The sequence below is a fragment of the Saccharopolyspora griseoalba genome (assembly GCF_042665275.1).
Taxonomy (GTDB): domain Bacteria; phylum Actinomycetota; class Actinomycetes; order Mycobacteriales; family Pseudonocardiaceae; genus Saccharopolyspora; species Saccharopolyspora griseoalba.
In genome coordinates this window covers 1-26,258 of the sequence record NZ_JBHTCJ010000001.1, presented here as the reverse complement: position 1 = coordinate 26,258, position 26,258 = coordinate 1, and the positions used below count along the sequence as shown (strand labels likewise).

At 72.1% G+C, this 26,258-nt stretch carries 23 protein-coding genes; 7 read left to right on the top strand and 16 right to left on the bottom strand.

What is annotated here, in order from left to right; genetic code table 11:
- Positions 1–55: 55 nt before the first annotated feature.
- From ACFQRI_RS00115 to ACFQRI_RS00105, 3 genes are all read right to left on the bottom strand, one after another.
- Positions 56–676 carry a TetR/AcrR family transcriptional regulator gene (locus ACFQRI_RS00115; RefSeq protein WP_380662650.1) on the bottom strand — a complete coding sequence of 207 codons (621 nt, stop codon included), beginning with the start codon at positions 674–676 and terminating at the stop codon, positions 56–58.
- A gap of 271 nt (positions 677–947) precedes the next feature.
- On the bottom strand, positions 948–1,718 hold the full coding sequence (locus ACFQRI_RS00110) for an SDR family oxidoreductase (protein ID WP_380662648.1): 771 nt from the start codon (positions 1,716–1,718) through the stop codon (positions 948–950).
- 180 nt (positions 1,719–1,898) lie between these two features.
- Positions 1,899–2,546, bottom strand: a complete 648-nt coding sequence (locus ACFQRI_RS00105) for a GntR family transcriptional regulator (RefSeq protein WP_380662646.1) — start codon at positions 2,544–2,546, stop codon at positions 1,899–1,901.
- Between the two features lie 82 nt (positions 2,547–2,628).
- On the opposite strand from ACFQRI_RS00105, the gene lhgO reads away from it, so the two are divergent.
- Positions 2,629–3,873, top strand: a complete 1,245-nt coding sequence (lhgO, locus tag ACFQRI_RS00100; RefSeq protein WP_380662644.1) for an L-2-hydroxyglutarate oxidase — start codon at positions 2,629–2,631, stop codon at positions 3,871–3,873.
- Positions 3,874–3,984: 111 nt separating this feature from the next.
- On the opposite strand, the gene ACFQRI_RS00095 is transcribed toward lhgO, so the two are convergent.
- On the bottom strand, positions 3,985–5,079 hold the full coding sequence (locus ACFQRI_RS00095; RefSeq protein ID WP_380662642.1) for an acyl-CoA dehydrogenase family protein: 1,095 nt from the start codon (positions 5,077–5,079) through the stop codon (positions 3,985–3,987).
- Positions 5,076–6,254, bottom strand: a complete 1,179-nt coding sequence (locus ACFQRI_RS00090) for an acyl-CoA dehydrogenase family protein (protein WP_380662640.1) — start codon at positions 6,252–6,254, stop codon at positions 5,076–5,078. Before ACFQRI_RS00090 ends, ACFQRI_RS00095 begins: the two co-directional genes overlap by 4 nt.
- Positions 6,255–6,533: 279 nt before the next feature.
- Between ACFQRI_RS00090 and ACFQRI_RS00085 the strand changes: the two genes are divergently transcribed.
- From ACFQRI_RS00085 to ACFQRI_RS00075, 3 genes are all read left to right on the top strand, one after another.
- Entirely contained in the window at positions 6,534–7,316 is a 783-nt protein-coding gene (locus ACFQRI_RS00085) for an enoyl-CoA hydratase/isomerase family protein (protein ID WP_380662638.1), read from the top strand.
- A 79-nt stretch (positions 7,317–7,395) separates the two neighbouring features.
- Positions 7,396–9,051: a class I adenylate-forming enzyme family protein gene (locus tag ACFQRI_RS00080; protein ID WP_380662636.1), complete on the top strand. Its 1,656-nt coding sequence runs from the start codon at positions 7,396–7,398 to the stop codon at positions 9,049–9,051.
- On the top strand, positions 9,048–10,085 hold the full coding sequence (locus ACFQRI_RS00075; RefSeq protein ID WP_380662634.1) for a phosphotransferase family protein: 1,038 nt from the start codon (positions 9,048–9,050) through the stop codon (positions 10,083–10,085). The genes ACFQRI_RS00080 and ACFQRI_RS00075 overlap by 4 nt, the downstream gene beginning before the upstream one ends.
- Positions 10,086–10,345: 260 nt before the next feature.
- On the opposite strand, the gene ACFQRI_RS00070 is transcribed toward ACFQRI_RS00075, so the two are convergent.
- Entirely contained in the window at positions 10,346–10,900 is a 555-nt protein-coding gene (locus tag ACFQRI_RS00070) for a GNAT family N-acetyltransferase (protein WP_380662632.1), read from the bottom strand.
- A 256-nt stretch (positions 10,901–11,156) separates the two neighbouring features.
- Here ACFQRI_RS00070 and ACFQRI_RS00065 point away from each other — a divergent pair, with 256 nt between their 5' ends.
- On the top strand, positions 11,157–12,164 hold the full coding sequence (locus ACFQRI_RS00065; RefSeq protein WP_380662630.1) for an NAD(P)-dependent oxidoreductase: 1,008 nt from the start codon (positions 11,157–11,159) through the stop codon (positions 12,162–12,164).
- Positions 12,161–13,243: a DUF1015 family protein gene (locus ACFQRI_RS00060; protein WP_380662628.1), complete on the top strand. Its 1,083-nt coding sequence runs from the start codon at positions 12,161–12,163 to the stop codon at positions 13,241–13,243. The genes ACFQRI_RS00065 and ACFQRI_RS00060 overlap by 4 nt, the downstream gene beginning before the upstream one ends.
- 51 nt (positions 13,244–13,294) lie before the next feature.
- Here ACFQRI_RS00060 and ACFQRI_RS00055 read toward each other — a convergent pair whose 3' ends face one another.
- The 5 genes from ACFQRI_RS00055 to ACFQRI_RS00035 form a co-directional block, all read right to left on the bottom strand.
- Entirely contained in the window at positions 13,295–14,170 is an 876-nt protein-coding gene (locus ACFQRI_RS00055; RefSeq protein WP_380662626.1) for an NAD(P)-dependent oxidoreductase, read from the bottom strand.
- A gap of 127 nt (positions 14,171–14,297) precedes the next feature.
- Positions 14,298–15,635 carry a GntP family permease gene (locus tag ACFQRI_RS00050; RefSeq protein ID WP_380662624.1) on the bottom strand — a complete coding sequence of 446 codons (1,338 nt, stop codon included), beginning with the start codon at positions 15,633–15,635 and terminating at the stop codon, positions 14,298–14,300.
- Between the two features lie 127 nt (positions 15,636–15,762).
- Positions 15,763–16,017 carry a hypothetical protein gene (locus tag ACFQRI_RS00045; RefSeq protein WP_380662622.1) on the bottom strand — a complete coding sequence of 85 codons (255 nt, stop codon included), beginning with the start codon at positions 16,015–16,017 and terminating at the stop codon, positions 15,763–15,765.
- Positions 16,018–16,300: 283 nt separating this feature from the next.
- Entirely contained in the window at positions 16,301–17,452 is a 1,152-nt protein-coding gene (locus tag ACFQRI_RS00040) for a damage-control phosphatase ARMT1 family protein (protein ID WP_380662620.1), read from the bottom strand.
- 175 nt (positions 17,453–17,627) lie between these two features.
- Positions 17,628–18,605: a class I fructose-bisphosphate aldolase gene (locus tag ACFQRI_RS00035; RefSeq protein ID WP_380662618.1), complete on the bottom strand. Its 978-nt coding sequence runs from the start codon at positions 18,603–18,605 to the stop codon at positions 17,628–17,630.
- Between the two features lie 464 nt (positions 18,606–19,069).
- Between ACFQRI_RS00035 and ACFQRI_RS00030 the strand changes: the two genes are divergently transcribed.
- A complete protein-coding gene (locus ACFQRI_RS00030; protein WP_380662616.1) occupies positions 19,070–19,705 on the top strand; it encodes a TetR/AcrR family transcriptional regulator in 636 nt (211 codons plus the stop codon).
- A 110-nt stretch (positions 19,706–19,815) separates the two neighbouring features.
- Here ACFQRI_RS00030 and ACFQRI_RS00025 read toward each other — a convergent pair whose 3' ends face one another.
- The 5 genes from ACFQRI_RS00025 to ACFQRI_RS00005 form a co-directional block, all read right to left on the bottom strand.
- Positions 19,816–20,157, bottom strand: a complete 342-nt coding sequence (locus ACFQRI_RS00025; RefSeq protein ID WP_380662614.1) for a LytTR family DNA-binding domain-containing protein — start codon at positions 20,155–20,157, stop codon at positions 19,816–19,818.
- 362 nt (positions 20,158–20,519) lie between these two features.
- Positions 20,520–22,205 (bottom strand): PQQ-dependent dehydrogenase, methanol/ethanol family, encoded by a 1,686-nt coding sequence (locus ACFQRI_RS00020; RefSeq protein WP_380662612.1) that lies wholly within the window; start codon positions 22,203–22,205, stop codon positions 20,520–20,522.
- Positions 22,206–22,219: 14 nt separating this feature from the next.
- A complete protein-coding gene (locus tag ACFQRI_RS00015) occupies positions 22,220–22,681 on the bottom strand; it encodes an MSMEG_3727 family PQQ-associated protein (protein ID WP_380662610.1) in 462 nt (153 codons plus the stop codon).
- A 780-nt stretch (positions 22,682–23,461) separates the two neighbouring features.
- Positions 23,462–25,687, bottom strand: coding sequence for a catalase/peroxidase HPI (gene katG / locus ACFQRI_RS00010; protein ID WP_380662608.1), 2,226 nt, complete (start codon positions 25,685–25,687; stop codon positions 23,462–23,464).
- A 30-nt stretch (positions 25,688–25,717) separates the two neighbouring features.
- Positions 25,718–26,258: LytTR family DNA-binding domain-containing protein (locus ACFQRI_RS00005; protein ID WP_380662606.1), on the bottom strand; the 541-nt coding region annotated here is incomplete at its 5' end.

Genomic DNA, 26,258 nt, shown 5'->3' with positions numbered 1-26,258 from the left:
ACCGAGCCGCGGAGGTTCTCCTACCCGGACCGCCGCGAAGCGGCTCGGACGAGCGCTAGTCGGCCAGCAGACCGGTGTGGAGGAGGAGCAGGCACTGCTCGGCGAGCGCGTCGTGACGCATCGTCCCCTCCGGGTTGTACCAGCGCACCGAGGACCAGACCGCGTCGCGGAGGAAGCGGTAGACCAGGGAGGGCTCCAGGTCCTCCCGGAAGTCGCCGGTTCGCCGCCCCTCCTCCAGGACGGCGATCCAGATCGACTCGACCCGGCGACTGCTCTCCTCCACGAAGCCGAAGTCGGGGAGTCGGCTGAGCAGCGCGATCTCGTTCTGGTACAGCGAGACCGCGGCCTGCTGCTCGTGGATGGCGGTGAACGAGTAGCGGACCAGTCCGTCCAGCGCCTCGCGCGGCGCCGCGGCCCCGGCGACGATCTCCTGGAAGCGCTCGAGCAGACCGTCCATGAAGGACCGGAGGATCTCCTCCAGCATCGTCTCCTTGGAGCTGAAGTGGTGGTAGAGGCTCCCGGAGAGGATCCCGGCCTCGTCGGCGATGTCGCGGACGGTGGTCTGCGCGTACCCCCTGGTCGCGAAGAGCTGGGCGGCGATCTCCAGCAACTCCGCTCGCCGCGCCGACCCGGCACCGCTGCCGGGGCGCTTGCGGGCCTTCTTCGTCGAGCTCACCGTCATCGCTGCTCCTCCTGCTGACCGATGCGCCGCCCGCCGCCGCGGACCGATCGCTCCGCAGCCCACCAGGACGGCCTCATCAGGGTACCGAACAAGCACTTGCTTCTTGGGGCCCGCGGCGGGCCCCGCGCACGTCGGAGGCTCCGCCGCGAGCGCGCGGCCAACTGGCCATCGGGGTCGTCCGGCGCCTCGCGGAGCCCGGTTCATCGTCGCACCTCGCGCCGCCCAGCTCGCCGTGGGCGACTTGGCGCTGGTCGTCGGCGGCCGGTCAGGAGTTCGGGGTGTGCTGGAGGAACGCGGGCCGTTCGCCGCCACCGTCGACGTCCAGCACGGCGCCGGTGATGTGGTCGGCGAGCGGGGAGGCGAGCAGCAGGCAGGCCTGTCCCACGTCCTGCGGAGCCGCGAAGACGCCGCGGGGAATCGTCGCCGCGACCCGGGCGGCCTGCTCGGCGCCGCCGTAGTGGTCGACGGACCCGGGAGTGGCGACGAGACCGCAGCTGACCGCGTTGACCCGCACCTCGGGCGCCCATTCGACGGCCAGGCTCGCGGTCAGGCTCTCCAGGGCGGCCTTGGCCGCCCCGTACACCGCCGTGCCCGGACTGGGGCGGCGCGCGGAGATCGACGTGACGCTGAGCATCACCCCGCTGCCGGACCGGCGCAGCAGCGGATGCGCCGCGTGCGCGAGGTGGACGGCACCCATGAAGTTGAGGTCGTTGACCTTGGCGTGGAAGCGGGTCGAGCCGTCGACGAAGTTCGCGAACGGCGCCCCACCGGCGTTGTTGACGACGACGTCCAACCGCCCCCGGCGGTCCTCGACGTCGGCGATCCAGTCGGCCACCTGATCGGCTTCGCGGACGTCGACCGCGGAGAAGCGCGCCCGGCGGCCGCCGATCTCGGTCGGACCCGCCGGTTCCCGGCGCCCGCAGATCTCCACGTGCGCGCCGGCGCGGAGGAACACCTCGGCGATCCCCGCTCCCACGCCGCGGCCGCCCCCGGTCACCAGGACCACCCGGTCGGTCAGGTCTATCTCGTACGCCACGAGTCCCCTTCCCCACGTCGGTGACCGCAGCATACCCAGATGCCCAAGCAAGCGCTAGGTTAATGTTGGCGCGCTGCCCCGCCAACGGACAGCACCGAGGTCCGAGCCCGCACCCGACTGCGGGCTCACCTGCACCGAGCGGAAGGGCGTGCGCACCCCGTGAGGGCTTCTCGCCCGCCCTTACGCCGGGTGGCGCGCCAGGACGTGGTCGCGGGCGCCCTCGACGTGCGCGGTGATCGCGCGGCGCAGCAGGTCGGCGTCGCGGGTTCGCAGCGCCTCGACCATCGCGGCGTGCTCGTCGTCGATGCGGTCGAGCTCGTCGCCGGAGCGGACCCAGCGGCGGCTGTAGGGCTCCACCTGGTGCAGCAGCTGGTCGATGAAGCGCAGCGCGAGCCTGCGCTCCGCCAGCTCGTAGATCCGCCGGTGGAACCGGTAGTTGCGCACCGCCCGCGCGCCGGCGTCGGCGCCCAGCGCGCGCATCTCGTCGGCGAGCGCCCGCAGCTCGTCGACATCGCGTTCGCGGCAGCCGCGAACGATCTCCTCGGCCAACCGCGGCTCCAGCTGCAGGCGCAGCTCGAAGAGCTCGGCGATGTCGTCGCGGCTGAGCTCGGCGACGTGCATCCCGCGCTGCGGCAGCACCTCGACGAGCCCCTCTGCGGCCAGCGCGTGCAGGGCCTCGCGCAGCGGGATGCGGCTGACGTCCAGCTCGGCGGCGAGCTTCTCCTGCACCAGGCGGGTCCCGGGCAGCAGCTCGCCGTGCCGGATCGACGCGCGCAACCGCTCGGCGATCACGCCCGCGCTGTTGTCGGTCTTGGCCGCTGAACCCACCGGGCGAGCCTATCCCCTGTACACCGCCGCTGCGAATGTATACAGTCGCTGCGATCCGCTGCCCAGCAGGAAGGTGCCCGAGATGCCGGAGGCCGTCGACGTCGCCGTGATCGGAGGTGGGGTGCTCGGCCTGGCCACGGCGAGGGCGATCCTGCACGCCGACCCGGCGCGGTCCGTGACCGTCCTGGAGAAGGAGGACCGCTGGGGCGCGCACCAGTCGGGCAACAACAGCAACGTCATCCACAGCGGCCTGTACTACCGGCCGGGCAGCCTCAAGGCGCGCATGGCCCGGGCGGGCGGCGAGGAGATGATCCGCTACTGCCAGGCGCACGACGTTCCCGTGCGGCGCACCGGCAAGCTCGTGGTGGCCACCTCCGAGGACCAGCTGCCCCGGTTGGAGCTGCTGGCCGAGCGGGCGGAGGCCAACGGGGTCACCGCGCGGCGGCTGGACCGGCGCGAGATCGCCGAGCGCGAGCCGAACGTCGCCGGGGTCGCCGCGCTGGCGGTCGCCGAGACGGCCATGACCGATTTCGGGGCGGTCTGCCGCGCGATGGCCGAGGAGCTGACCGGGCTCGGGGCGGTGCTGCGCGCGAACTCGCCCGCGCGGTCGTTCGCCGCCGGGGGCGACCGGACGGTCATCACCACCGACCGCGGCGAGATCCGGGCCCGCGTGCTGGTCAACTGCGCTGGGCTGCACAGCGATGCGATCGCCCGCGCGGCAGGCGATCGCCCCTCGGTGCAGATCATGCCCTTCCGCGGCGAGTACACCGAGGTGCGTCCCGGCCGCGCCGACGTCGTGACGAACCCCGTCTACCCCGTGCCCGACCCGGACCTGCCGTTCCTCGGCGTGCACGTGACGCCGATGCTCGACGGCTCGGTGCACGTGGGCCCCAACGCCGTGCCCGCCCTCGCGCGCGAGGGGTACCGGTGGCGCGACGTGGACCCGGGTCTGCTGGCGCGGCTGGCGCGCGATCCCGCGCTGCGCGGCCTGACCCGGCGCTACTGGCGCTACGGTCTCGCCGAGATGGCCCGCTCGCTGGTGTGGCGGCTCCACGTGCGCGAAGTCCGCAAGCTCGTGCCGACCCTCAACGGTGAGGACCTGCGCAGCTGCGGCAGCGGCGTGCGGGCGCAGGCGGTGCGCGACGACGGCGAGCTGGTCGACGACTTCGTCATCGACCGGACAGCCCGCGCGATCCACGTGCTCAACGCCCCCTCCCCCGCCGCGACGTCGAGCCTGCACATCGGAGCGCACATCGCAGCCGACGTCTTCGAGCACCTCGGCCAGGACGAGGTGGCCCGCGCCGTGCGCGCGAGCACCACGGCCTGATGCAGGCCCGGAGCACCGACGCGCACCGCGGGCGCTGATGATCGAGGACCTCCGGGGAGGCGGAGCCGCCCCGGAGGTCCTCGCTCGCCGACGCGGAGGTCGGCTAGGCGGTCACGCCGGGGCTCCGGGGAGGTCCACCAGCTCGGCGAGGCGGGCGCGATGGGCCCCGGGAGCGCCGAAGGCGAGTTGATCGGCCTTCGCGCGCTTGAGGTACAGATGCGCCGGGTGCTCCCAGGTCATCCCGATCCCGCCGTGCAGCTGCACGGCCTCCTCCGCGGCGGTCACCGCCAGATCTCCGCAGTAGGCCTGCGCGACGGCGGCGGCGACCTCGAAGTCCGGGTCCTCGGCGGCCGCGGCGGCGGCAGCGTTGCGGGCCGCCGCCGCCCCGGAGTCCACGCCGATGGCGACGTCGGCCAACCGGTGCTTGAGGGCCTGGAACCCGCCGACGACGCGGCCGAACTGCCTGCGCTGCTTGAGGTATCCGACGGTCTCCTCCAGGCACCAGCGGGCGATGCCGACCTGCTCGGACGCCAGCAGCGCCGCGCCGAGCCGCAGCGCGCGCCGCACCACCGGCTCGGCGTCGGCGATGACCTGCGTCCCGGCGACGTCGTTCAGGCCGATGTCGGCCAGCTGCCGGCTCATGTCCAACGACACCACCGGATCCGCGGTCACCTCGGTCGTGCGGACCGCGTGCACCGAGAGCCCGTCGCCGGTGGTCGCGGGCACCAGCAGGACGTCGGACTCCAGGGCGCCGGCCACGCTGCTGACGGTCCCGGTCAGCCGACCTCCGGCGGCCCGCACCGCCGGGATGGCGCCGTCCGGGGCGGTGGACAGCGGCACGGCCAGCGCCGCGGTCCGCTCGCCCGCCGCGAGCTGGTCGAGCAGGTCGCCGTCGGTGTCGGCCAGCACCGCGGTCGCCACGACCGCGCTGGTCAGGAACGGCACCGGTGCCACGGTGCGCCCCAGCTCCTCGAGGACGACCGCGGCTTCGCGGGCCGACGCGCCCGCGCCGCCCCGCTCCTCGGGCACCAGCAGTCCGGCAAGCCCCATGTCGACGGCCAGCGCCTTCCACAGCCCGTCGACCGCCGAACGCCCGTCGTAGGCCGCGGCCACGTCGGTCGGAGCGCACCGGTCGGTGAGCAGGTCGCGCACCGACGACCGCAGGTCGTCCTCGACGTCGGTGTAGAGCAGGTTCAGGTCGCTCATTTCTCGAGGTCCTTCCACGGGATGTCCTTGTCGGCGCGGGGTTCCGCGGGCAGTCCCAGGACCCGCTCGGCGACGATGTTGCGCAGGATCTCGGAGGTCCCGCCCTCGATGGAGTTGCCCTTCGCCCGCAGGTAGCGGTAACCGGCGTCCCGCCCGGTGAAGTCGACCCGCTCGGGCCGCACCATGGTCCAGTCCGAGTAGCGCAGGCCCTGCTCGCCGAGCAGCTCCACCTCCAGCCCGGACAGCTGCTGGTTCAGCCGGGCGAAGGTGACCTTCATCGCCGCGCCTTCGGGCCCGAGCCGGCCCTTGGCGAGCTTCTGCCGCACCTGCTGACCCGCCAGGCGGGCGACCTCGGCTTCCACCCACAGCCGCAGGAGCCGGTCGTGCAGCTCCGGGGTCCGCCGATCGGGGTTCTCGCGCCAGGTCCGCGAGACCACGCCGACCATCCCGCCTTCCCGGGGCGCCGCCCTGCCGCCGATGGCCACGCGCTCGTTGTTCAGCGTCGCGGTGGCCACCTTCCAGCCCTCGCCCAGCTCCCCGAGGCGGTGACCGTCCGGGATCCGGACGTCGTTGAGGAAGACCTCGTTGAACTCGGCCTCGCCGGTGATCTGCCGCAGCGGCCGCACCTCGACCCCGGGGTCGGTCATGTCGCACAGGAAGTACGTCAGACCCCGGTGCTTGGGCGCGTCCGGATCCGTCCGCGCGACCAGGATGGCGAAGCGGGCGTAGTGCGCGCCCGAGGTCCACACCTTCTGCCCGTTGACCACCCAGTCCTGGCCGTCCCGGACGGCCCGCGTGGCGAGCCCGGCGAGGTCCGAACCGGCGCCCGGCTCGCTGAACAGCTGGCACCAGATCTCCTCGCCCGTCCACAGCGGCCGGAGGAAGCGCTGCTTCTGCTCCTCGGTGCCGAAGGCGAGGATGGTCGGCGCCGCCATGCCCAGGCCGATGCCGTTGACCTGCGGGTTGTTGTCCGGTGCTCCGGCCTCGTGGAACAGCTCGTCCACCTCGAACTGCCAGGCCTGGGGAAGGCCGAGACCGCCGTGGCCCTCCGGGAAGTGCACCCAGGCCAGCCCCGCGTCGTAGCGTGCGCGCAGGAACTCCAATCGCTCGGTGCGCGCGGGATCGTTGCGGGCGAGGAAGTCCGCGATCCGCTGCCTCAGCTCGTCGATGGTCATCGTGCCGCCTTCCGCGCAGTGCTCCTGCGCCGCCGCTCCCGTCGGTGCGCCCGTGGCGATGTTCAGGACGGGCGTACCGATCTCGTGCCCGGCATCATCGCGATGCGTTCGCCGGTGGACAACCCACCACGTCCGAAGCGCTAGCGCGCGGTCGGCGAGATCGCCGTCCGCCCGCGGACGGTGACCTGCGGCCGTCCCGGGTGTTAGCTTGACGAACGATCACACCCGGTGGATCTTCCCGCCGATGTGCCTTTCGAAGATGAGAGGACGTGGACCGCAGTGGGCAGCGAGACCGTTCTGGTGCGGCGGGAAGGCCCGGTGCTGACCGTGACGCTCAACCGGCCCGACCGCAAGAACGCGATCGACGTCCCGACCTGGAGCGCGCTGCGGGAGGCGATTCGCGGCGCGGAGCTCGACGAGGACGTGCGCGCGGTGGTGCTGACCGGCGCGGGCGGTGATTTCTGCGCGGGCGCCGACCTGTCCGCGGGGCGCTCCGGGCATCCGCTGCCCCGGATGCACCGGGTCAACGACGTCGCCACGGCGCTGCACGAGATGTCCAAGCCGGTGATCGCCAAGGTGCGCGGCGTCGCCGTGGGCGCGGGCTGGAACCTCGCGCTGGGCTGCGACCTGGTGGTCGCCGCGCCGGAGGCCAGGTTCTCGCAGATCTTCGCCAAGCGCGGGTTGTCCCTGGACTTCGGCGGTTCCTGGCTGCTGCCCCGCATCGTCGGCCTGCAGCAGGCCAAGCGCCTCGCGCTGCTCGGCGAGGTCATCGGAGCCGCGGAGGCCCACGACCTCGGCCTGGTGACCTGGGTGAAGGAGGACGGCGAGCTGGACTCCTTCGTCGACGAGCTCGCGGGCGAACTCGCGGCCGGGCCGCCGGTGGCGATCGCGCAGAGCAAGGAGATGCTCAACGCCGCCGGGCAGCAGACCTTCCGCGAGGCCCTGGAGTCCGAGGCCCGGGCGCAGAGCGTCAACTTCGCCACCGCCGACGCCCCGGCGGCCTTCCGGGCTTTCGCGAACAAGACCGAACCGGAGTTCACCGGTGAGTGGGTGGTCGAGTGAGCGCTCCGGCCTGCGAGGCAGCGCCCGGAGGACCGCTGAGCGGAGGCAGGACACGATCGAGGAGCTGAGGGAGGCGGCGGTGCCCGACGATCTGCGGGAGCGCGTGCTGGGCGAGTTCATCGGCCCCGGCGGCGAGTTCGAGATGATCGACGCCGAAGTGCGCGGCGTCCCGATGCGGGTCTACGCGAAACCCCTGCGGACCCTGCGGGAGGTGGCGCTGGCGAGCGCGGCGCACGGGGACCAGGACTTCCTGATCTACGAGGACCAGCGCTGCACCTTCGCCGAGCACCACCGGATCGTCATCGGCCTGGCCAGGGCCCTGCGCGAGGAGTACGGGCTGGCCGCTGGTGACCGGGTGGCCATCGCGATGCGCAACTACCCGGAGTGGGTGCCGATCTTCTGGGCGATCCAGGTCGCCGGGCTCGTCGCGGTCCCCCTCAACGCATGGTGGACCGCGGGCGAGCTGCGCCACGGCATGACCGACAGCGGCGCGGAGGTCGTCTTCGCCGATGCCGAACGCGCCGCGCTCCTCGACCGCGAGGTCCCGGTGATCGAGGTGCGCGGCGGGAGGCCCGGCCCCGGCGTGCGCGCCTGGGCGGAGCTGGTGGCGAGCCTCCCCGCCGACACCCGGCCGCCCGAGGTCGCCGTCGATCCCGACGACGACGCCACGATCCTCTACACCTCCGGCACCACGGGCCGTCCCAAGGGCGCCGTGGCGACGCACCGCAACCACGTCACCAACCTGCTCAACACCGTCGTCAACCGCCGCGTGGAGACCGCGATCGGCAACGGGGGCGCGCTTCCGGAGCCCGATCCGGGCGCACCGCGGCCGGGTGCGCTGCTGGGCTTCCCGCTGTTCCACATCGCCGGGATCGCGGTGCTGTGCTTCGCCACCCTCGCCGGGGCGAAGCTGGCCACGATGTACCGGTGGGACCGCGAGCTGGCCGCGAAGCTCATCGCCGAGCACGGGCTGACCAGCGCCGCCGGGGTGCCCGCGATGATGCGCGACCTCGTCGAGCACGGCGACGCGGTGCGCGGCCTGGACGGGGTGAGCACGGGCGGCGCCCCCGTCCCGCCCGATCTGGTCCGGCGCATCGGTGGCCTGGGCAGCACCACCTCGGCGGGCTACGGGCTGACCGAGACCACCTCGACGGTGGTCGCCAACGCGGGCGAGGAGTACCAGCAGAACCCCGACAGCGTCGGCAGGCTGGTACCGGGCGCGGAGATCCGGGTCGTGGACCCGGCCACCGGCTCCGACCTCGGCGACGGCGAGGTCGGCGAGCTCTGGTTCCGCGGCCCGCAAGTCGTGCGGGGGTACTGGAATCTGCCCGAGGCCACCGCGGAGGCGTTCAGCCGCGGGTGGTTCCGCACCGGCGACCTCGGGTACACCGATCGCGACCGGGTCTACGTGGTCGACCGGCTCAAGGACGTCGTGATCCGCGGCGGCGAGAACGTCTACTGCGCCGAGGTCGAAGCCGTGCTGCACGAGCACCCGGCCGTCGACGACGTCGCCGTGCTCGGCCTGCCGCACCCCGGCCTGGGCGAGGAGGTCGCCGCCGTGGTGAACCTGGGAGCACCGGCCACCGCCGAGGAGCTCCGCGCGCACGTCGCGCAGCGGCTGGCGCCGTTCAAGGTCCCGGCGCGCGTGGTGGTGCACCACGACCCGCTGCCGCGCACCCCGACCGGCAAGGTCGTCAAGCGCCGGCTCCGCGAGCAGCTCGGCGAGCGGGGGTGAGCTCGGTGGGACCGCGCGGCATCGACCACGAGCGGACGACGCGCTGGCTGGCCGAGAACGTGCCGGGGCTGCGCCCGCCCGTGGAGTTCTCCCCGATCTCCGGTGGGCGCTCCAACCTGACCTACCGGGTCACCGACTCCGACGGCGCCGTGCGCGCCCTGCGGCGGCCGCCCACGGGCGGAGTGCTCAGCACCGCGCACGACATGAGCCGCGAGTGGCGGTTCATCTCGGCGCTGCACGGCACCGACGTCCCGGTTCCCGAACCGCTGGCCTACTGCGCGGACGCCGAGGTCACCGGTGCGCCGTTCTACGTGATGGGGTTCGTCGGCGGCGCGGTGCTCGCCGACGCCGACTCGGCGGCCCCGTTCTCCCGGTCGGCCCGGCACCGCGCGGGCATGGCGACCGCGGAGCGCATGGCGGCGCTGCACAACGTCGACCCGGACTCCGTCGGGCTCGGCGACGCGGCCCGGCGCGGCGGGTACCTGCAGCGGCAGCTGAGCCGCTGGCGGAAGCAGGTGCACGCCTCCGGGGCCCCCGACCTCGACCTGCTCGACGCGATCCACGACGCGCTCGCGGCCAACCTGCCCGAGCAGACGACCGGCATCGTGCACGGCGATTTCCGCCCCGGGAACCTCTCGTTCGGCCCCGACGGCGAAGTCCTGGCGGTCTTCGACTGGGAGCTGGCCACCCTCGGCGAGCCGCTGGCCGACCTCGGCTGGCTCATCGCCGCGTGGGAGGAACCCGGCGACGAGCACCCGCCGGTCACGCCCGGCCCCACCGCCGAAGGCGGCTTCCCGACCCGCGGGGAGCTCGTCGACCGGTACGTGGAGTTCACCGGCCGGGACGTCTCGGACCTCCCGCTCTACGTGGCGTTCCAGCGCTGGCGGTCCTGCTGCATCGGCGCGGGCGTGCGAGCGCGGTACCAGGCCGGGGTCATGGGCGATGACGACTACGCGGCCGGTGATCGCGCCGAGGCCGAGCTGCGCCAGGCGGAACTCGCGTGGCAGGCGGTCTCCGAGCTCGGCCTGGTCTAGGAGTTGTTCGGGAATTGCTTTGCTCGGCGGTGCGGGTGGCAGAACCTCCAGCGGCGGTGCGGACCGCGTCCCACACCTGAAGCAGCGGCTCCGCCGCATCCCTGAACAGCCCCTAGGCGCCACGCCGTGCGCTCCTTCCCCACCTCGGCCACGCGGGGAGTGGGCGCTGCTCGGATCGAACAACACCGCGAAACCGGCGGACGAGACCGGCTGCGCCGCGTCCGACCCGTCGGCGATGCCCGTCGGAGGCGGCGCGGCCGCTACTTGGCCCGCTTGGGGAGGAAGTCCTTCGGGGCGAAGACGAAGACGGTGTAGGCGCGGTCGTCGAGGGTGAACCGGGTGTGCTTCTTCATGCCCAGCGCGCGGTGGACCTTGATCGCGCGCTGGTTGGCGTCCTCGACGACGAGAGCGGCGCTGGGGTAGCGCTCGCCGAGCATCAGTGCCATGCCGGAGAGCAGGAAGCGGACCGCTCCGCGGCCCCGGAACTTCGGGGCGACCACGACGGGCCCGTAGAGCAGGACCGGCCCTTCCAACCTCCTGGTCGACTCGGCGGTGCGGCGAACCGCGGCGGGCAGCCCGGCCGCGTCCCCGTCGTCCGCGGTCACGACCACGCCGGCGAGCTCGTCCTTCTCCTCGGCCAGGAAGATGCCGGGGCCGCTCGCGACGGCCGCGAGCGCCTCCTCGTCCCACTCGCCCTGGACGAACCCCTTCTCCCCGCGCTCCTCCTCGGGCACCGCGTCCTCGTGCGCGGACCGCAGCAGCGCGAGGACCGCGGGCCGGTCCTCCTCGGTGGCAAGACGTACTGACATGGGCATGCGGCGAGCCTATCCACCCACTTCACCGGGCCTCCGCAGCAGCCCGGCGCGATGTGGCCGAGGCCCCGAACGGGGGTGTTGACGCGTTCGGAAGGTGGGCCCCACCATTGCGCCATAAGCAATCGGGTGCGCGATGAGCAACAACACCCCGTGCGGCGCGCTGCTGCCGGGTTGCGGGGTGCGCCAGCGGGCGGCGCCCCCGACACTGGTTCGTCCGACCCGGTTCGAGGTGTCCCGCACGAAGCTGGAGGGACCGATGAGGGTTCTGGTCGCCGACGCCTTTCCCGAGGAGCACCGCAACCGGCTCGCCGAGGCGCACGAGTGCGCCTACGAGCCGGACACGACCGCGGACCAGCTGCCCGCCCGGCTCGCCGGGTGCGAGGTGCTGGTCGTTCGCAGCACCCGCGTCACCGCCGAGGCGCTGCAGGCCGCCGACGCCCTGCGCCTGGTGATCCGGGCCGGTTCGGGAACCAACACCATCGACCGGGAGACCGCTTCCCGGCTGGGCGTCCACGTCTGCAACGTCCCGGGGCGCAACGCGATCGCCGTCGCCGAGCTGGCCTTCGCGCTGCTGCTGGCCATCGACCGCAACATCGCCGACAACGTCGCCGACCTGCGCGCCGGGCGGTGGGACAAGAAGCGCTACTCCCGGGCGCGCGGGCTGTTCGGCCGCGACGTCGGGGTCATCGGCCTGGGCCGGATCGGCCTCGCGTTCGCCGAGCGGGCCGCGGCCTTCGGCACGCGCGTGCACGCCGTGGCCAAGCCGGGCCGCGACGACGAGACGCTGGAACGCGCCAGGGCCATCGGGATCACCTTCGTCGACGACCTCGACGAGCTCGCGCGCACCTGCGACGTGCTGTCGCTGCACGTGCCCGCCGCCGACACCACCCGGCGCCTCGTGGACCGCGACCTGCTGGCGCAGGTCGGCCCCGGCACGATCCTGCTCAACACCGCGCGCGCCGACCTGGTCGACGAGGACGCGCTGATCGAGGCGATGGACGCCAAGGACGTGCGCGCCGGCATCGACGTCTTCGCCGACGAGCCCGGGTCCGGCACCGGAACCATCGAGTCGCGCCTGGCCGCGCATCCCAACGTCTACGGCACCCACCACATCGGCGCGTCGACCGAGCAGGCGCAGGACGCCGTGGCCACCGAGGTCGTGCGCATGATCGACGAGTTCGCCGCGGGCACCGTGCTGCACTGCGTCAACCCGGAGACGACGCGCGAGTTCGCGTCGTCCCTGCCGATCGGCGAGACGCCGTGAGCACCCCGCCGACCGAGGCCCCGGCCGGGGTGACCGCGCGCCTGCCGCGCGGCCTGGTCCTGGACCGCCGGTGGGGGGAGAGCCCCGGCGACGCGGCGCGCATCAGGGAGTCGTTCGACTCGGGCCGGTACCCGCTGCTGCCCGAACCGGCCGTCGTGGTCTACCGCATCGAGGAAGGGGATCACGCGCAGTCGGGCGTCGTCGTGGAGGTGGCGGTCGACGACTACCGGGCCGGGCGCGTCCGGCGGCACGAGGCGACGCAGCCCGAGCGGGAGCGGCTGCTCGACGAGTTCACCGAGCTCTCCGGCATCGAGCAGATGCCGGTGACGCTCGCCCACGCGCCCAGCGAGGCGCTGCGGTCGGCGACCGGGCGCATCACCTCCGCCGAGCCCGACGTGGACCTCACCTCCGGGGACGGCACCCGGCACACCGCGTGGGTCGGGCACGACCCCTGGCTGGCGCGGACGGTCGAGCTCGGGCTGACCGGGCTGGACGCCCTCTACATCGCCGACGGCCACCACCGGATGGCCGCGGCCGAGCACTACGCCGCGCGGCGGCACCACCTCGGCGCGCGCCACCCGGCCGCGTTCACGCTCGCCGCGCTGTTCCCCGCCGACGAGATGCGCGTGTTCGGCTACCACCGCTGCCTGCCCGCGTCCGGCCGCGCCGCGGCCTCGGTGCTCGAAGCGCTGCTGTCGCTGCCCGCGACCGCGTGGTGGGAGCGGTGCGCGCAGGCGATCCCGGAGCCTGGGGTCGTCGTGGTGCGCTTCGCCGACGAGTGCTACCGGCTGGGCCTGCGGCCCGCGGGCGCCAGCGGGCGCGAGTCGCTGGACGTGGTCGCCCTCGACGAGCAAGTGCTGCCCGAGCTCGGGATCACGCCGATCACGTGCGGCAACGGCTCGGCGGAGCACTGCAGGCACCCCTCCGGCGAGGCCGTGCTGTTCGACGTCCACCCGCCGAGCATCGAGCAGATCATGGAGGTCTCGGACGCCGGTCTGCTGATGCCGCCGAAATCGACGTGGTTCGCGCCGAAACCCACCGCCGGGCTGTTCCTGCGCGACCTGACCCGCCCGGGGTGATCCGCGCGCCGCACGCGCGCCTCGCCGCCGAAGCCCTCGCAGCCGCGGCGATCATTCGGCGAGGTAGGTCTCGATCACCCGCGAGTCGTCGCGGGCGAGCAGACCGGCCTCCGCGGCCTGGCGGTAGCGCTCGCGGGCGACGTCGAGCAGCGGGACGTGCGCTCCCGAGCGGCCGGCGGCGTCCGCCACGAGTCCCGAGTCCTTCACGAAGATCCCGATCGCGCTGGTGACGTCCACCTCGGTGCCCCGCAGCATGCGCGGACCCCGGTCGGAGAGCATCCAGGAACCCGCGGCACCCCGTTCGACCAGCGGCAGCACGGTCGCGGGATCCAGCTGGAGGCGGTCGGCCAGCGCGAGCGCCTCGGCGGCGGCGACGATGTGCACCGCGCAGAGGTGCTGGTTGACCAGCTTGATCGCCTGCCCGTCGCCGAGGCGTTCGCCGACCTGCCGCAGCGCGCCGAAGTGCTCCAGCACCTCGCGCAGCGCCTCGACGGCATCGGCCCCGCCCGCGGCGAACAGGGTCAGCTCGCCGGTGGTCGCCCCGGCAACGCCTCCGGTGACGGGACAATCCACGACGGTCGCGCCGGCTTCGGCGAGCCGCGAGCCCTGCTCGCGGACCGCTTCGGGCCCGACGGTGCTCATCACGACCCAGCGCTGCCCTTCCACCGAACCGGCCAGGGCCTCGGTCACGAGCTCGTCCAGCTGCACCGGCGAAGCGACCATGACCACGACGATCGACGCGGTCGGCACCTCGGCCAGGGATCGCACCGCGGGCACCCCGGCCGCGGCGGCCCGCTCGATCGCCTCCGGTGACACCTCGACGCCGGTGCTCGGGTACCCGGCGCCGACGAGGCGCTGCGCCATCGGCAGGCCGATGGCTCCCAATCCGATGAACGCGACCGACCGCTCGGCCGCCACCTCATCCATCACTGCCCCTCCTCGACTCGTCCTCGGTGGCAAGCAGCGGGCGAATGCCTTGCCGCGCGGCGATCTCGAACACCTCCGCGCGGCAACGGCGCGCTCGCGAACAGCTGGGCTCCCGGTGCGCGGGCGCTCAGGCGAAAGCGCTGGCACCCAGCACGAGCGCGAGCGTCACGACCGACAGGATCGACTGGGCGACGGTGTAGACCTGGAACGTGCCGCGGGTCGACAACCCGAGCAGGCTTCGGAACATCCAGAACGAGTTGTCGCTGACGTGCCCGCCGAAGGCCGCACCCGCACCCGCGGCCATCGCCACCAGCACCGCCGACGCGCCCAGCTGACCCATGATCGGCACCAGCAGCGTCGCCGCCGTGATCGCGGCCACCGACCCGGATCCCTGCGCCAGCCGCAGCAGCGCGGCGACCAGCCACGCCAGCAGCAGCGGGGACGCGCTGCTCGCGGTGAACATCCCGGCCACGATGTCGCCGACACCGGTCCGGCTGATGACCTCGCCGAGGGACCCGGCCACGCCGGTGAACAGCAGGATCGTGCCGCTGGTCGAGGCACCCCTGGTCAGCGCGCGCTCCACGGCGTCGCGGTCGAACATGTACACCGTGATCGCGCAGCCGAGCAGCAGCCCGACCAGCAGCGCCACGACGGGCTCGGCGAGGAACCCGATCCAGCCCAGCTCCAACCCGGCGGTCTCGCTGACCGTGCCGGCCACGATCAGCAGCAGCGGGACCAGCACCGGCAGCACGAGCACCGGCAGCGGCAGGTTCCGCTTCGGGGTCGCGTCACCGTTGACGGTGATGTCCTGCGCTCCGCTCTCGCCGAGCGCTTCGTCCTTGGCCGGGTTCCACGTGCGCCCCACCAGCTTCCCGTGCAGGAAGACGCTGATCACGATGGCCAGCACGCCGATGATCAGGCCGTTGAGCACCATCAGACCCGGCGAGACGCCGAACGATCCGCTCACCGCGACCGCGGCCGAGCCCGGCAGCACGAGCAGCAGCCCGACCTCGAGGCCGATCGCGAGCGCCCCGCCGACCGCGGCGACGCCCAACCCGGTGCGGGCCGCGACCGAGCGGGCGATCGGCGCCATCATCACCAGGGCCACGTCGAAGTAGATCGACGGGAACACCACACCGGCGGACAGGCCCAACGCGTACGGAGCCCGCTTGCCGCCGAAGGCGCGCAGGAACAGCTCCACGATCCGCTGCAACGTCCCGGTGGCCGACAGCAGCGCCCCCAGCAGGATCCCGAAGCCGATGATCAGACCGACCTCGGCCATGAGGTCGCCGAAGCCCTCGGTCACCGCCTCGGCCGTCCGGTCGAACCCGAGACCGGTCGCCAGCCCGAGGTACAGCGAGCCCAGCACCAGCACGATCACCGGGTTTATTCGCGCGGCGATGATCAGCAGGACGATCCCGACGACGGTGATCGCCGTGTGCATCAGGATGAGCGATTGAGCCATGTGGGTTCCGCATCGTTGAGGTGGCTGAGGACGGGGTGCGGTCCGAGACCGCGAGCCCGGCCGCTGGACTCCGAGGGTGCCGAGGCGTCGTCGCGGAGCTTCGCGAGGCGGGGACGCCCGAGGGGACTCAGCCGGTGTCGGCTTCGCCCCGCGCGACGACGCGCACCGCCGAGCGCTTCCGATGCGCGCATCGCACCGGCCCGGCGGGGCTCTCGACGGAGGGGAGGACCCCGATGATGCCGCCGGGGGCGCGGCCGGTGCCGCTCACCTCCGGCCTGCCAGGGCGGGCGACCTCGGCCGCACCGAGGGCACGCCCGGCCCGGACCTCCAGCTCAGCTGGAAGTCCCAGGTCAAGTGGCTTGCGCCGCGCCGGCCCGGCCATCGCGATCCTCCTCGATCGAGGGTTGACTGTTGAGTGTTAACAGTCAACGTTGGCAGCCATCTTCAGGTCGACCTCGGTGCAAGTCAAGGATTGATTTGGTCGCACCAGTCGCCCCGCTGCTCACCCGCCCGAAATCCGGAGCCAGGCACACGAGCGGAGCGCTGGCGACCGCTTTCGGTTCGGGCCGAAGGCGATCGATCAGACCCCGGCCCGGCGCGACGCCATCTCGATCAGCGACCGGCACACCGAGCCGACCACCTGCGCGACGCTCCCCCGCGGCGCGTCAGGAGCCCGGGCCGGTCTGGATCAGCGCGCGGGAGCCCTCGGTTCGCCAGGGCTCGCCGGAGGCGTCGAGCGCCGACGCGGTGCCGCGGTCGAGCCCGACGACGACCTCCGACTTCAACACGCGGAGCGCGGCCAGCGGGCCCGGGAAGTGCGAGACCGCGTCATCGAAGGCCAGGGTCGCCGGCCAGTGCCGGTCGCCGACGAGCCTGCGGTAGTTGAGGTCGCCCTTGAAGATCGTGACGGCAGCCGAGGAGAACTGGCCGCGCAAGTCCTCGGGCATCGCGCTGAAGTCCATCGGCGCGCAGAAGAACGGGTGCGCGCGCACCTCGATCTCGCCGGATCGCAACGCGTCCCGGACGCGGCGGCCGACTTCGCCCGCCTCCCCGGGCAGGCCCACCAGGTGGCCCAAGACCTCCAGCACGTCGTTCGGCGTGGCGTCGGAGACGTAGTACGGGTCCGGCTTGACGTGCAGGACGACCTGGTCGGCGCGCCCGGTCGCCAGCAGCCGGTCGACGAGCACCAGGTCCGCCGCGAGCTCGCCGGCGGCGTTGTCCGCTACGAGGTGGACCTGGCCGGAGGACTCGAACAGCGACCAGAACTCCTCCCCCGACCCCGCGATCAGGCCCGCGCGCGCGACATCCGCGCCCGCCGAGAGCTGGAAGGCCAGGTCGGCGCGGTTCCCCCACACCGCGGCCAGGACGACGGCCGCGTCCCGGTCCGCGGGGGACAGCCCCGCGAGGCCGTCGAGGGCCCCGAGGGTCTCCGCGGTCGAGGGGTTCGCCAGCTCCGCGCGCTTCATCGGCGCGAACGGGTCGACGCCGCGCCACGGACCCCGCGCGAAGTACCCGGTCGCCGCGAGCAGCTTGCGGAAGAAGTAGCTCTCGGCCCACAGGAACGACGACTCGGCCCACGGCCTGCCGATCCGCTCGGCCGTCCAGGCCTCCCAGCGGTCGTGATCCGGCGCGTCGTCGTCGAGCGGTTCGACGACGCCCGCGGTCGTCTCCCGCAGCAGCGCGTCGAGCCGCTCGCGCACATCAGGGCCGAAGGGGTGCGCCGCGCAGAGCTGCTCGACCATCGCCGGATGGCGCTCGTGGAACACCCGCCACCCGAACGACCCCGGCTCCTCGATGGTGATCAGCGGAGCGTCCACCACGTCTCCAGCCCCCTCGCGCTTCGACCTCGTCGGCGCCTTCCGCGCCGGCCCGATTGTCCGTCGAGCCCGAGCGCCCGCTGCCACCCCCTCCGACTCGGCGGCGCTTCGCCCGTCGACCGGTCGGATCGGCCGCGCGGCCGATCCGACCGGGCTCCTGCTGCGGGCCGCCTCCTCAGCGGGCCGCGGCGTTGGCGACGGCGCGCACGGAGAGCGCCCGCTGGGCGGCCCGCCAGTTGCCCTCGTCGCCCCACCACGTCTCCAGGGCCGGGCCGACCAGCGCTCGGCCGAACGAGTAGGTGAGCTCCCAGGGAAGCTCACCGCAGTTCTGCATCGCGCCGAGGTGCCGGGTCGCCAGCTCGGGGCTCTGCCCGCCCGAGAGGAAGGCGATGCCCGGCACCGACGGCGGCACGGTCTCGCGCAGCGTGTCCACCGTGGTCTGCGCGACCTCGTCCACCGCGGGCTGCTCCGGGCAGTCCTTCCCGGCCACCACCATGTTCGGCTTGAGGATGATCCCGTCGAGATCGACCTTCATCAGCGCGAGCTCGTCGAACAACGACCGCAGCACCGCTCTGGTCACCTGCTGGCACTGCGCGATCGAGTGGGCGCCGTCCATCAGCACCTCGGGCTCCACGATGGGCACCAGGCCTCCTTCCTGGCAGAGCCCGGCGTACCGCGCCAGCGCGTGCGCGTTCGCGCGCACCGAGCGCTCGCTCGGCCGACCGCCGCCGATGGTGAGCACCGCGCGCCACTTCGCGAAGGTCGCCCCGAGGCGCACGTACTCGGCGACGCGCTCGCGCAGGCCGTCGAGCCCTTCGGTCACCTTCTCCTCGGAGGCCCCCGCCAGCGGCTTGGCCCCGGTGTCGACCTTGATTCCCGCGAGGATCCCGATGTCCGCGAGCGCTTCGGGAAAGGTGCGCCCGTTCGACAGCCTCTGGCGGAGGGTGTCGTCGGCCAGGATGATGCCGCTGACCGAATCGACGAGATCGGGGGTCGTGACGATCAGTTCCCGATAAGCGCGCCGATTCTCGTCGGTCGGTTCCACTCCGACGCCTTCCAGTCGAGCGGACATCGTCCCGATGCTCTCGTCGGCGGCGAGAATGCCTCGCCGGTCGGAAACGAGCGCGTGGGCGACTTCAGCCAAGGTAGCCATTTGTCGTTACGCCTCCTAGCGTGCTGCATTGCGGCCGGTTGACCGGTTCGCGATTTCGGACTTGCGAGCGATCGAGCGAAGATTGTTGCGACCGATTCCGGGGCCGATCACCTCTCGGCGGAGCCGACCGCCGACCGCGAAACCGGCCGATCAGGTCGGGTCACCGCGCCCCGAGGTTGACCGTTCCACGTGCCCCTGCCCTGCGGTTCTCATCCACAGCTAGGACGCATGCCGAGTTTCCAGGCTGCACGGATCGGTACGTCTGGTCAACGAGTTCGGCACGAAGCGATACCGGCGGAGCACGAACGGTTCTCAGGATCGACCGGACGGATCCGCTCCCCCGAGACCGCGATGCCGACCGCGGACGCGAAACAAGCCGAGTTTCAGGATCATCGGGCGCGGGCCGAGATCGCGACCATTGCGCCGGAACCACCCCGCGGCTATTCTGAAGCGGATCATCAGAAATGCAGCTCCAACTCCGATCAGGGGTGCTTTTCGTGACACCAGCGGAGCGTGCTGAGACCAAACGCGATCTCATCGTCGAGGAAGCCTCGCGATTGATGTACGAGCGCGGCACCGGTTTGGGGGTGGACACGCTCGTCAGCGAGATCGGCGTGGCCAAGATGACGCTGTACAAGCACTTCCCGACCAAGACCGACCTCATCGTCGCGTGCCTGGAACACCTCGACGACTGCCATCGCGCGCGCTTGAGCGGGCAGGTCGACTGGTCCTCGTCGCCCGCGGAGCGGCTCCTCTCGGTCTTCGACTCGCTCCGCGAGTGGTTCGCCATGCCGTCGTTCCGCGGTTGCGCCTTCGTCAACGCGACCGTCGAGCTCGCCGACACCTCGCCACCGGTGCGAAACGCGGTGCGCGAGCACAAGAACGCCATGCGCGCATGGGTGGTCAAGCTGGTGGAGGAGTGCGAACTGCCGAACGCGAACTTCGTCGCGAGCCAGATCGCCCAGCTGATGGAAGGCGCGACCACGACCGCCCTGCTCGAACGCGACCCCGCGGTCGCCGACGTCGCGCAGGCCACGGCCTTGCAGGTGCTGGACAAGGCCAAGGCGTCCACGGGGGCCTCCGCCCCGCTGCGGCGGTGAGGTCCACCCGCCGGCCCGGCGAGCGCACGCCACCACCGGGCGGGCGCGCGCAGCCCGATCCGAGCCGCGGCGCGGTGGGCGACCGGGGCTCGGATCGGTGCCTGCTGGGCTCAGAGCCCCAGCGCCTCCGTGACGAACTTGGCCCGCCGGCGGGACACCGGGACCACGCCGCCGTAGTTCTCGACGGTGAGCTCCAGCTCGCCCCCGTCCTTCCGGGACACCTCGCGGACCCGGTTCAGGTTCACCAAGTAGCTGCGGTGAACGCGCACGAACCCGCACTCGGCGTACTTGTCGTCGATGTTGTCTATCCCGTCCGTCGCGCACCGGAAGCGCCCGAGGTCGGTCTTCAGCCAAACGGCCCTTCCGACAGCCTCGGCCACGATCACCTCGGCGATGTCAAACAGGACCTGCCGGTCCCCCTTGATCCCGACAACACGTCGCGTCGACCCCAATGCATCCTCCCGTAGCATTGTTCTCGGAAGCCACTCGGTCGTTCGGCTCCGCCCCGGGGCGCGCCCGGACCTGCCCGATCAACGGTGTTTCCGCGGTGTTCCTCAGGTTCTGGCGGCCGGACCCGACGCTCGTCGTCCGCGGTCCGCCGCCCGGGCCTCGCCAGATGAGAAGGCGCTGCGAGCGGGTGATTAACGCCTCCGCCATCGAAGATGCCGGGCCCGCGGGGTAGGAGTGCTGATCAGTGCGGGAGACCTCCGGCCGGGTGGAACGGGCGTCGTGCGCTCGTCACCCGACCGGAGGTCTCCGGGCTTCACGCCGCCGCGTCGTCGTCCGCGACGCGGCCGGTTGTTCGGCTCCCCGGTCAGTCCGGCAGCGCGAAGACGATCAGCGCGCTGCCGTGGCCGGCGCCGAGCATGCCGGGGATGATGCCCTCCAGCCAGCCGCCCCAGCCGACCGGCACGGCGACGTACTGCTTGCCGTCGACCATGTAGGTCATCGGGCTGCCGTGGTGGCCGCTACCGCACTGGAACTTCCACAGCTCCTCGCCGGTGCGGGCGTCGAGCGCGAGGAACTCGCCCGTCGGGGTTCCCGCGAACACCACGTCCCCCGCGGTGACGAGCACCGAGGCGGCCATCGGGTGCTGGTTGCGCCAGCGCCACTTCTCCACGCCGTGGGTGTCGAAGGCGCTGACCGAACCGGCCATGTCGTCGATGTCCACCTGGACCGCCGCACCCCAGTACGGCATGCCCTCCTTGAACTCGCGACGCCGCCGGGTCGCGGTGGCACCCACGTCGGCGACCGGCACGTAGAACATCTCCGTGCGCGGGCTGTAGGCCGCGTGCGTCCACTCCTTCGCCCCGGCCGGGCCGGGGTAGAAGTGGACCGGCTCGCCCTCCTTGTCCGGGTACTTCCTGGGGGTCACCTTTCCGTCGCGGGTGATGGTTCCCCAGTCGATCCGGTCCACGTAGGGCGTGACGTGCTGCAGCTCGCCGTTGGTGCGGTCCAGCACGAAGAAGTACCCGTTCTTGTCGAAGTGGCCGAGCAGCTTCTTGCCGTCCCGCTCGAACAGGGTCATCTCCATGGTGGAGTCGTAGTCCCACAGGTCGTGCGGCGTGAACTGGTAGTGCCACTTGATCTGGCCGGTGTCCACGTCGACCGCGACGACGCTGTCGGTGTAGAGGTTGTCGCCCTCGCGGACCGCGCCGTCGAAGTCGGGTGCCGGGTTGCCGGTGCCCGCGTAGTACAGGTTGGTCTCCGGGTCGTAGGTACCGGTGACCCAGTGGTTGGCGCCGCCGCGGGCCCAGCTCTCGCCGTCGGCCGGCCAGGTCTCGGAGCCCGGCTCGCCCGGCTTGGGGACGGTGTAGCAGCGCCAGCGCTGCTCCCCGGTCTCCAGGTCCCAGCAGTCGATGTGCCCGCGCACGCCGAACTCGCCGCCCGCGCTGCCGGTGATGACCGTGTCCTTGACGACCAGCGGGGCCAGCGAGGCGCTCTCACCAGCGCGCACGTCACCGATGGTCTTCTCCCAGACCTTCTTGCCGGTGGCCGCGTCGAGCGCGAGCAGGTGGGCGTTGGGCGTCACGAAGTAGACCTTGCCGTTGGCCACCGCGCAGCCCCGGTTGACGTTCCCGCAGCACAGCGAGACGTCGAACGGAACCGCGTGCTTGTAGCGCCAGAGCTGCTCGCCGGTCTTGGCGTCCAGGGCCCAGAACCAGCCGTCCCAGCCGGTGACGTACATGACCCCGTCGACGACCATGGGGCAGGTCTCGAACGCGTAGGTCGAAGCGCCCGCGATCTGGCCGGAGGTGCCCGCCTGGAAGATCCAGGCCGGTCCCATGCGCTTGACGTTCCCGGTGTGGATCTGGTCCAGCAGGCTGTACCGCTTGCCGTCGTAGTCGCCGTAGTAGGTGATCCAGTTGTGCGATTCCGAGCGCGCGTTGCGGATGCGGTCGTAGTCGATGTTGTCCGTCACCGCGGGGGCGCTACCGGAGACAGCGCTGAGCGCACCGTGGTCGATCGCCTCGCCGGCATCCACGTATTCGACTGTCATCAGTTCGTTCCCTTCTACTGGCGCGGCTGGTCGGGGCGGTCGAGACGGGCTTCCGGCGGTACCTCTCCGAGCACGACGATGGCGGCGGTCAGCCCGCGTCCCTCGTCGTTGCCGCCGGGCGAGCTGTACCAGTAGTAGCCGGGTCCATCGAGGTTGAGCTTGGCCCTGCCCTTCGAGTGGTTCAGCAGCCAGATGAACTTCTTGTCGCCGTTGCTCGGCAGCAAGCAGGCGTGCGTGTTCTTGTCGTCGTTGATGATCGTCAGCTCGACGTCACCACCGTGCGGCAGGACCAGGATCGCGGGATCCCAGGCGATCTCGTCCTCCTTGATCCGGATGGTCGCCTCCATCGTGCCGTCGGGCCGCTCGGTGGCCCGCGCGATGCTGCCGGTCCCGAGGACTCGACCGATCGCCGCGCTGTTCTGCGCGTCCAAGCCGAGTTCGCTCAGCAGGTCTTCGCGCTCCTGAGTCGTCGTCATCGGACTTCACCTCCCGTTTTTCGAATCCCTGTCCGGGTCGCTCGGTCTGGGCTGCTCACGAATGGGTGCGCCGCGAGTTCGGACGCTCGTCTTCCCTTGATCGATGCCTCCTCAGACGCTTCCGCTCAACTGGAAGGAGCCGGCCCGCGCGCGAACGCGCAGAAGCTGCCGACAGCTGCCGTGATCATCGAGCAGAAGGAGACGGAACACCAGCCGCGGAAGTCGTTCTCCGCGCGCCGGATTTCGATTCCCTCCCACAGGCTCGGACTCGTGCGGCAATCGGCGGTTCGAGCATTCTTGCCGCCAGTTCCGATTACCGATCGATCAACCTGTGATGCTAGTAACTTTACGTCGGTTCCAGCGGCACCGGAAGGGCGAACCGCTAACCGGGCCAGCCGTACCGCTCGCAGAGAATTGGCTACCGCCCAACCGCCCTGACCTGGCACGGCGCGCCTGCGCCGACCGCTCCACGCCCGCTCGAAAACGCCCGAGTGGAGCAAACCCGCTGGAAAACGGGTGACTTCCGCGGAAAGCGCGGCGCCGATCCGGGATCGGCGCCGCGCCATGGACCCACCCGGACGCCGGACTGGACGGACGAATCGCACCGCTTCCGGCGAACGGCGGCAATTGCCGGGACGCGGATCATCCGGGGAATCGGATTCGAATCCGATCCGAGGGCGCGGAGATACCCGCACCGCGCTTCCCGCGAAAAGCACCGGTCGACCGATCCCGATCGCCGGGCGCATTCGTTCCGCGGGAATCGCGCGAACGAGCAGGCGGTCAGCTCAGGTCGAACCGGTCCAGGTTCATCACCTTCTCCCAAGCGGCCGCGAAATCGCGCGCGAACGCCTCCGGTTCGGAGGCGTAGAACTCGGACAGGGCGCGCAGCTCGGAATGCGAGCCGAACACGAGATCCACCCGGCTCGCGGTCCACCGCACCTCCCCGGTTTCGCGATCGCGCCCTTCGAAGGTGCCGCGCGGTGCGCGGTCGGGCGAGCTCGCTACCCATTCGGTGTTCATGTCGAGCAGGTTGGTGAAGAAGTCGTTGGTCAGCACGCCGGGGTTCTCGGTCAGCACGCCGAGCCGGGACCGCCCGACGTTCGCGTCCAGCGCGCGCAGCCCGCCGACCAGCACCGTCATCTCGGGTGCGCTGAGCGTCAGCAGGTTCGCCCGGTCGACCAGCAGGTGCTCGGCAGGCAACCGACCGCCCTCGCCCAGGTGGTTGCGGAACCCGTCCGCGCGGGGTTCGAGCGCTGCGAACGACTCCGCGTCGGTCCACTCCTGGGTCGCGTCGGTGCGCCCCGGGGTGAACGGAACCTCGATGTCGTGACCCGCCAGCGCCGCGGCGCGCTCCACCGCGGCGCACCCGCCGAGCACGACGAGATCGGCCATCGAGATCGACTGCTGGTGCTCGGCGTTGAACCGCTCGCGGATCTCGTCGAGGACGTCGAGCGCCGTGACGAGCACCGCCGGATCGTTGACCGGCCAGTCGCGCTGCGGTGCCAGCCGGATGCGCCCGCCGTTGGCCCCGCCGCGCTTGTCGCTGTCGCGGTACGTCGAAGCCGCCGCCCACGCGGTGAACACCAGCTCCGGGATCGACAGCCCCGAGTCGAGGAGGCGGCTCTTGAGCTCGGCCACGCCGGCCGGGCCGACGAGCTCGTGATCGACCTCGGGGACCGGGTCCTGCCAGAGCATCCGCTCGGCGGGCACCAGGGGGCCCCGGTAGCGCTCGACCGGTCCCATGTCGATGTGGGTCAGCTTGAACCAGGCGTGCGCGAACGCGTCGGCGAGCTGGTCGGGGTTCTCCAGGAAGCGCCGGGCGATCTGCGCGTACGCGGGGTCGGCCTGCAGCGCGAGATCGGTGGTCAGCATCGTCGGCGTCCGGCGCGCGTCCGGATCGTGCGGGTCGGGCACCGAACCCTCCCCCGCGCCGTCCCGCGGCACCCACTGCCACAGCCCCGCGGGGCTGAGCACCACGTCCCACTCGTAGGCGAACAGCGTCTCCAGGAAGGAGTTGTCCCACCGGGTGGGGGTGGGCGTCCAGATCCCCTCGAGGCCGCTGGACACGGCGTCCGGGCCCGTGCCGGTCCCGTGGCGGTTGCGCCAGCCCAGGCCCTGCTCCTCCAGCGGAGCGCCCTCGGGATCGGCGCCGAGGCTGCTGACGTCCGCGGCACCGTGGGTCTTGCCGAAGGTGTGCCCGCCGACGATCAGCGCGACCGTCTCCTCGTCGTTCATCCCCATGCGCCGGAAGGTGGTCCGGATGTCGCGAGCCGAGTTGACCGGGTCGGGCAGCGTGGCCGGGCCCTGCGGATCGACGTAGATCAGCCCCATCTCGTCCGCCGCCAGGGGCTCCTCGAGGTCCCGGACGCCGGTGTGCCGCTCGTCGCCGAGCCAGGTCCGCTCCGGGCCCCAGTAGACGTCGTCGTCCGGCTCGAAGACGTCGGCCCGGCCGCCCGCGAAGCCCAGGGTGCGGAAACCCATCGTCTCCAGCGCCCGGTTGCCCGCGAACACCATCAGATCGGCCCAGGAGATGCTGCGGCCGTACTTCTGCTTGACCGGCCACAGCAACCGGCGCGCCTTGTCCAGGTTGCGGTTGTCCGGCCAGCTGCTGGTCGGCGCGAAGCGCTGCATCCCGGCAGCCGCGCCCCCGCGCCCGTCGCCGACGCGGTAGGTGCCCGCGTTGTGCCAGGCCATCCGCAGCACCAGCGGCCCGTAGTGCCCGAAGTCGGCGGGCCACCACTCCTGCGAGGTCGTCAGCACCTCGTCGACGTCGCGCGCCAGCTCGTCGAGATCGAGCCTGCTGAACTCGGCGGCGTAGTCGAAGTCCTCGCCCAGCGGATTCCTCGCGGGGTGGTGCTTGGCCAGGATCCGGAGGTCGAGGCGGCGCGGCCACCAGTCGCGGTTGTCGCCGCCGGCGGCCGGGTGGTCGCGGACGCGCTCGGTCGGCCGCCGGACGCTCTGGTCGTAGTTGCGGATGATCGCCACGGCATCGGGATTCTCGGGCATGGAAGCTCCTCCCAGCGTCTCAAGGCACCCTCAGATGCCCAGGGCCCGGCGCACCGCCGCGGCGTTGCGCCGCGAGACCGGGACCATCGTGCTCGCCTCGTCGTCCATCACCAGGGCCAGCTCGCCCTTGAACCCGCGCTCGACCTCCCGGATCCGGCCGAGGTTGACCACGTACTGCCGGTGCACCCGGAGGAATCCGGTCTCGCCCAGCTCCCGTTCGAGCTTGTCGAGCGCCGGCGTCGCCGCGCGGAGGCGGCCCTGGTCGGTGGACAGCCACACGTCGTTGCCCTCGGACTCGGCGAAGGAGACCTCGGGCCGGCGCAGCAGCACCATGCGGTTCTCCCGGGTCGCCACGATCCGGGGAGTTCTGCCTTGCTGGTGGCCGGTGCCGCCGCCGCTGTCGGCGTGCGGGAGCTGTTCGCCTTCGGTGGCGCCGAAGGAGATGAGGGTGCCGACGAGGTTTCCGGACAGGAACACCGGTCGCATGCTGACCGGGGTGGGTTCGTCGGCGAGGTGGGTGAAGATCTGGGTGGTGCCGACCCAGGAGGGGTTGTGCGAGGCCTGCTTGGCG

Coding starts and splice junctions, on each gene's coding strand:
- lhgO (WP_380662644.1), top strand. CDS start 2,629: ATGCCGGAGGCCGTCGACGTCGCCGTGATCGGAGGTGGGGTGCTCGGC.
- ACFQRI_RS00095 (WP_380662642.1), bottom strand. CDS start 5,079: ATGAGCGACCTGAACCTGCTCTACACCGACGTCGAGGACGACCTGCGG.
- ACFQRI_RS00090 (WP_380662640.1), bottom strand. CDS start 6,254: ATGACCATCGACGAGCTGAGGCAGCGGATCGCGGACTTCCTCGCCCGC.
- ACFQRI_RS00070 (WP_380662632.1), bottom strand. CDS start 10,900: ATGCCCATGTCAGTACGTCTTGCCACCGAGGAGGACCGGCCCGCGGTC.
- ACFQRI_RS00065 (WP_380662630.1), top strand. CDS start 11,157: ATGAGGGTTCTGGTCGCCGACGCCTTTCCCGAGGAGCACCGCAACCGG.
- ACFQRI_RS00055 (WP_380662626.1), bottom strand. CDS start 14,170: ATGGATGAGGTGGCGGCCGAGCGGTCGGTCGCGTTCATCGGATTGGGA.
- ACFQRI_RS00050 (WP_380662624.1), bottom strand. CDS start 15,635: ATGGCTCAATCGCTCATCCTGATGCACACGGCGATCACCGTCGTCGGG.
- ACFQRI_RS00045 (WP_380662622.1), bottom strand. CDS start 16,017: ATGGCCGGGCCGGCGCGGCGCAAGCCACTTGACCTGGGACTTCCAGCT.
- ACFQRI_RS00035 (WP_380662618.1), bottom strand. CDS start 18,605: ATGGCTACCTTGGCTGAAGTCGCCCACGCGCTCGTTTCCGACCGGCGA.
- ACFQRI_RS00030 (WP_380662616.1), top strand. CDS start 19,070: ATGCAGCTCCAACTCCGATCAGGGGTGCTTTTCGTGACACCAGCGGAG.
- ACFQRI_RS00020 (WP_380662612.1), bottom strand. CDS start 22,205: ATGACAGTCGAATACGTGGATGCCGGCGAGGCGATCGACCACGGTGCG.
- ACFQRI_RS00015 (WP_380662610.1), bottom strand. CDS start 22,681: ATGACGACGACTCAGGAGCGCGAAGACCTGCTGAGCGAACTCGGCTTG.
- katG (WP_380662608.1), bottom strand. CDS start 25,687: ATGCCCGAGAATCCCGATGCCGTGGCGATCATCCGCAACTACGACCAG.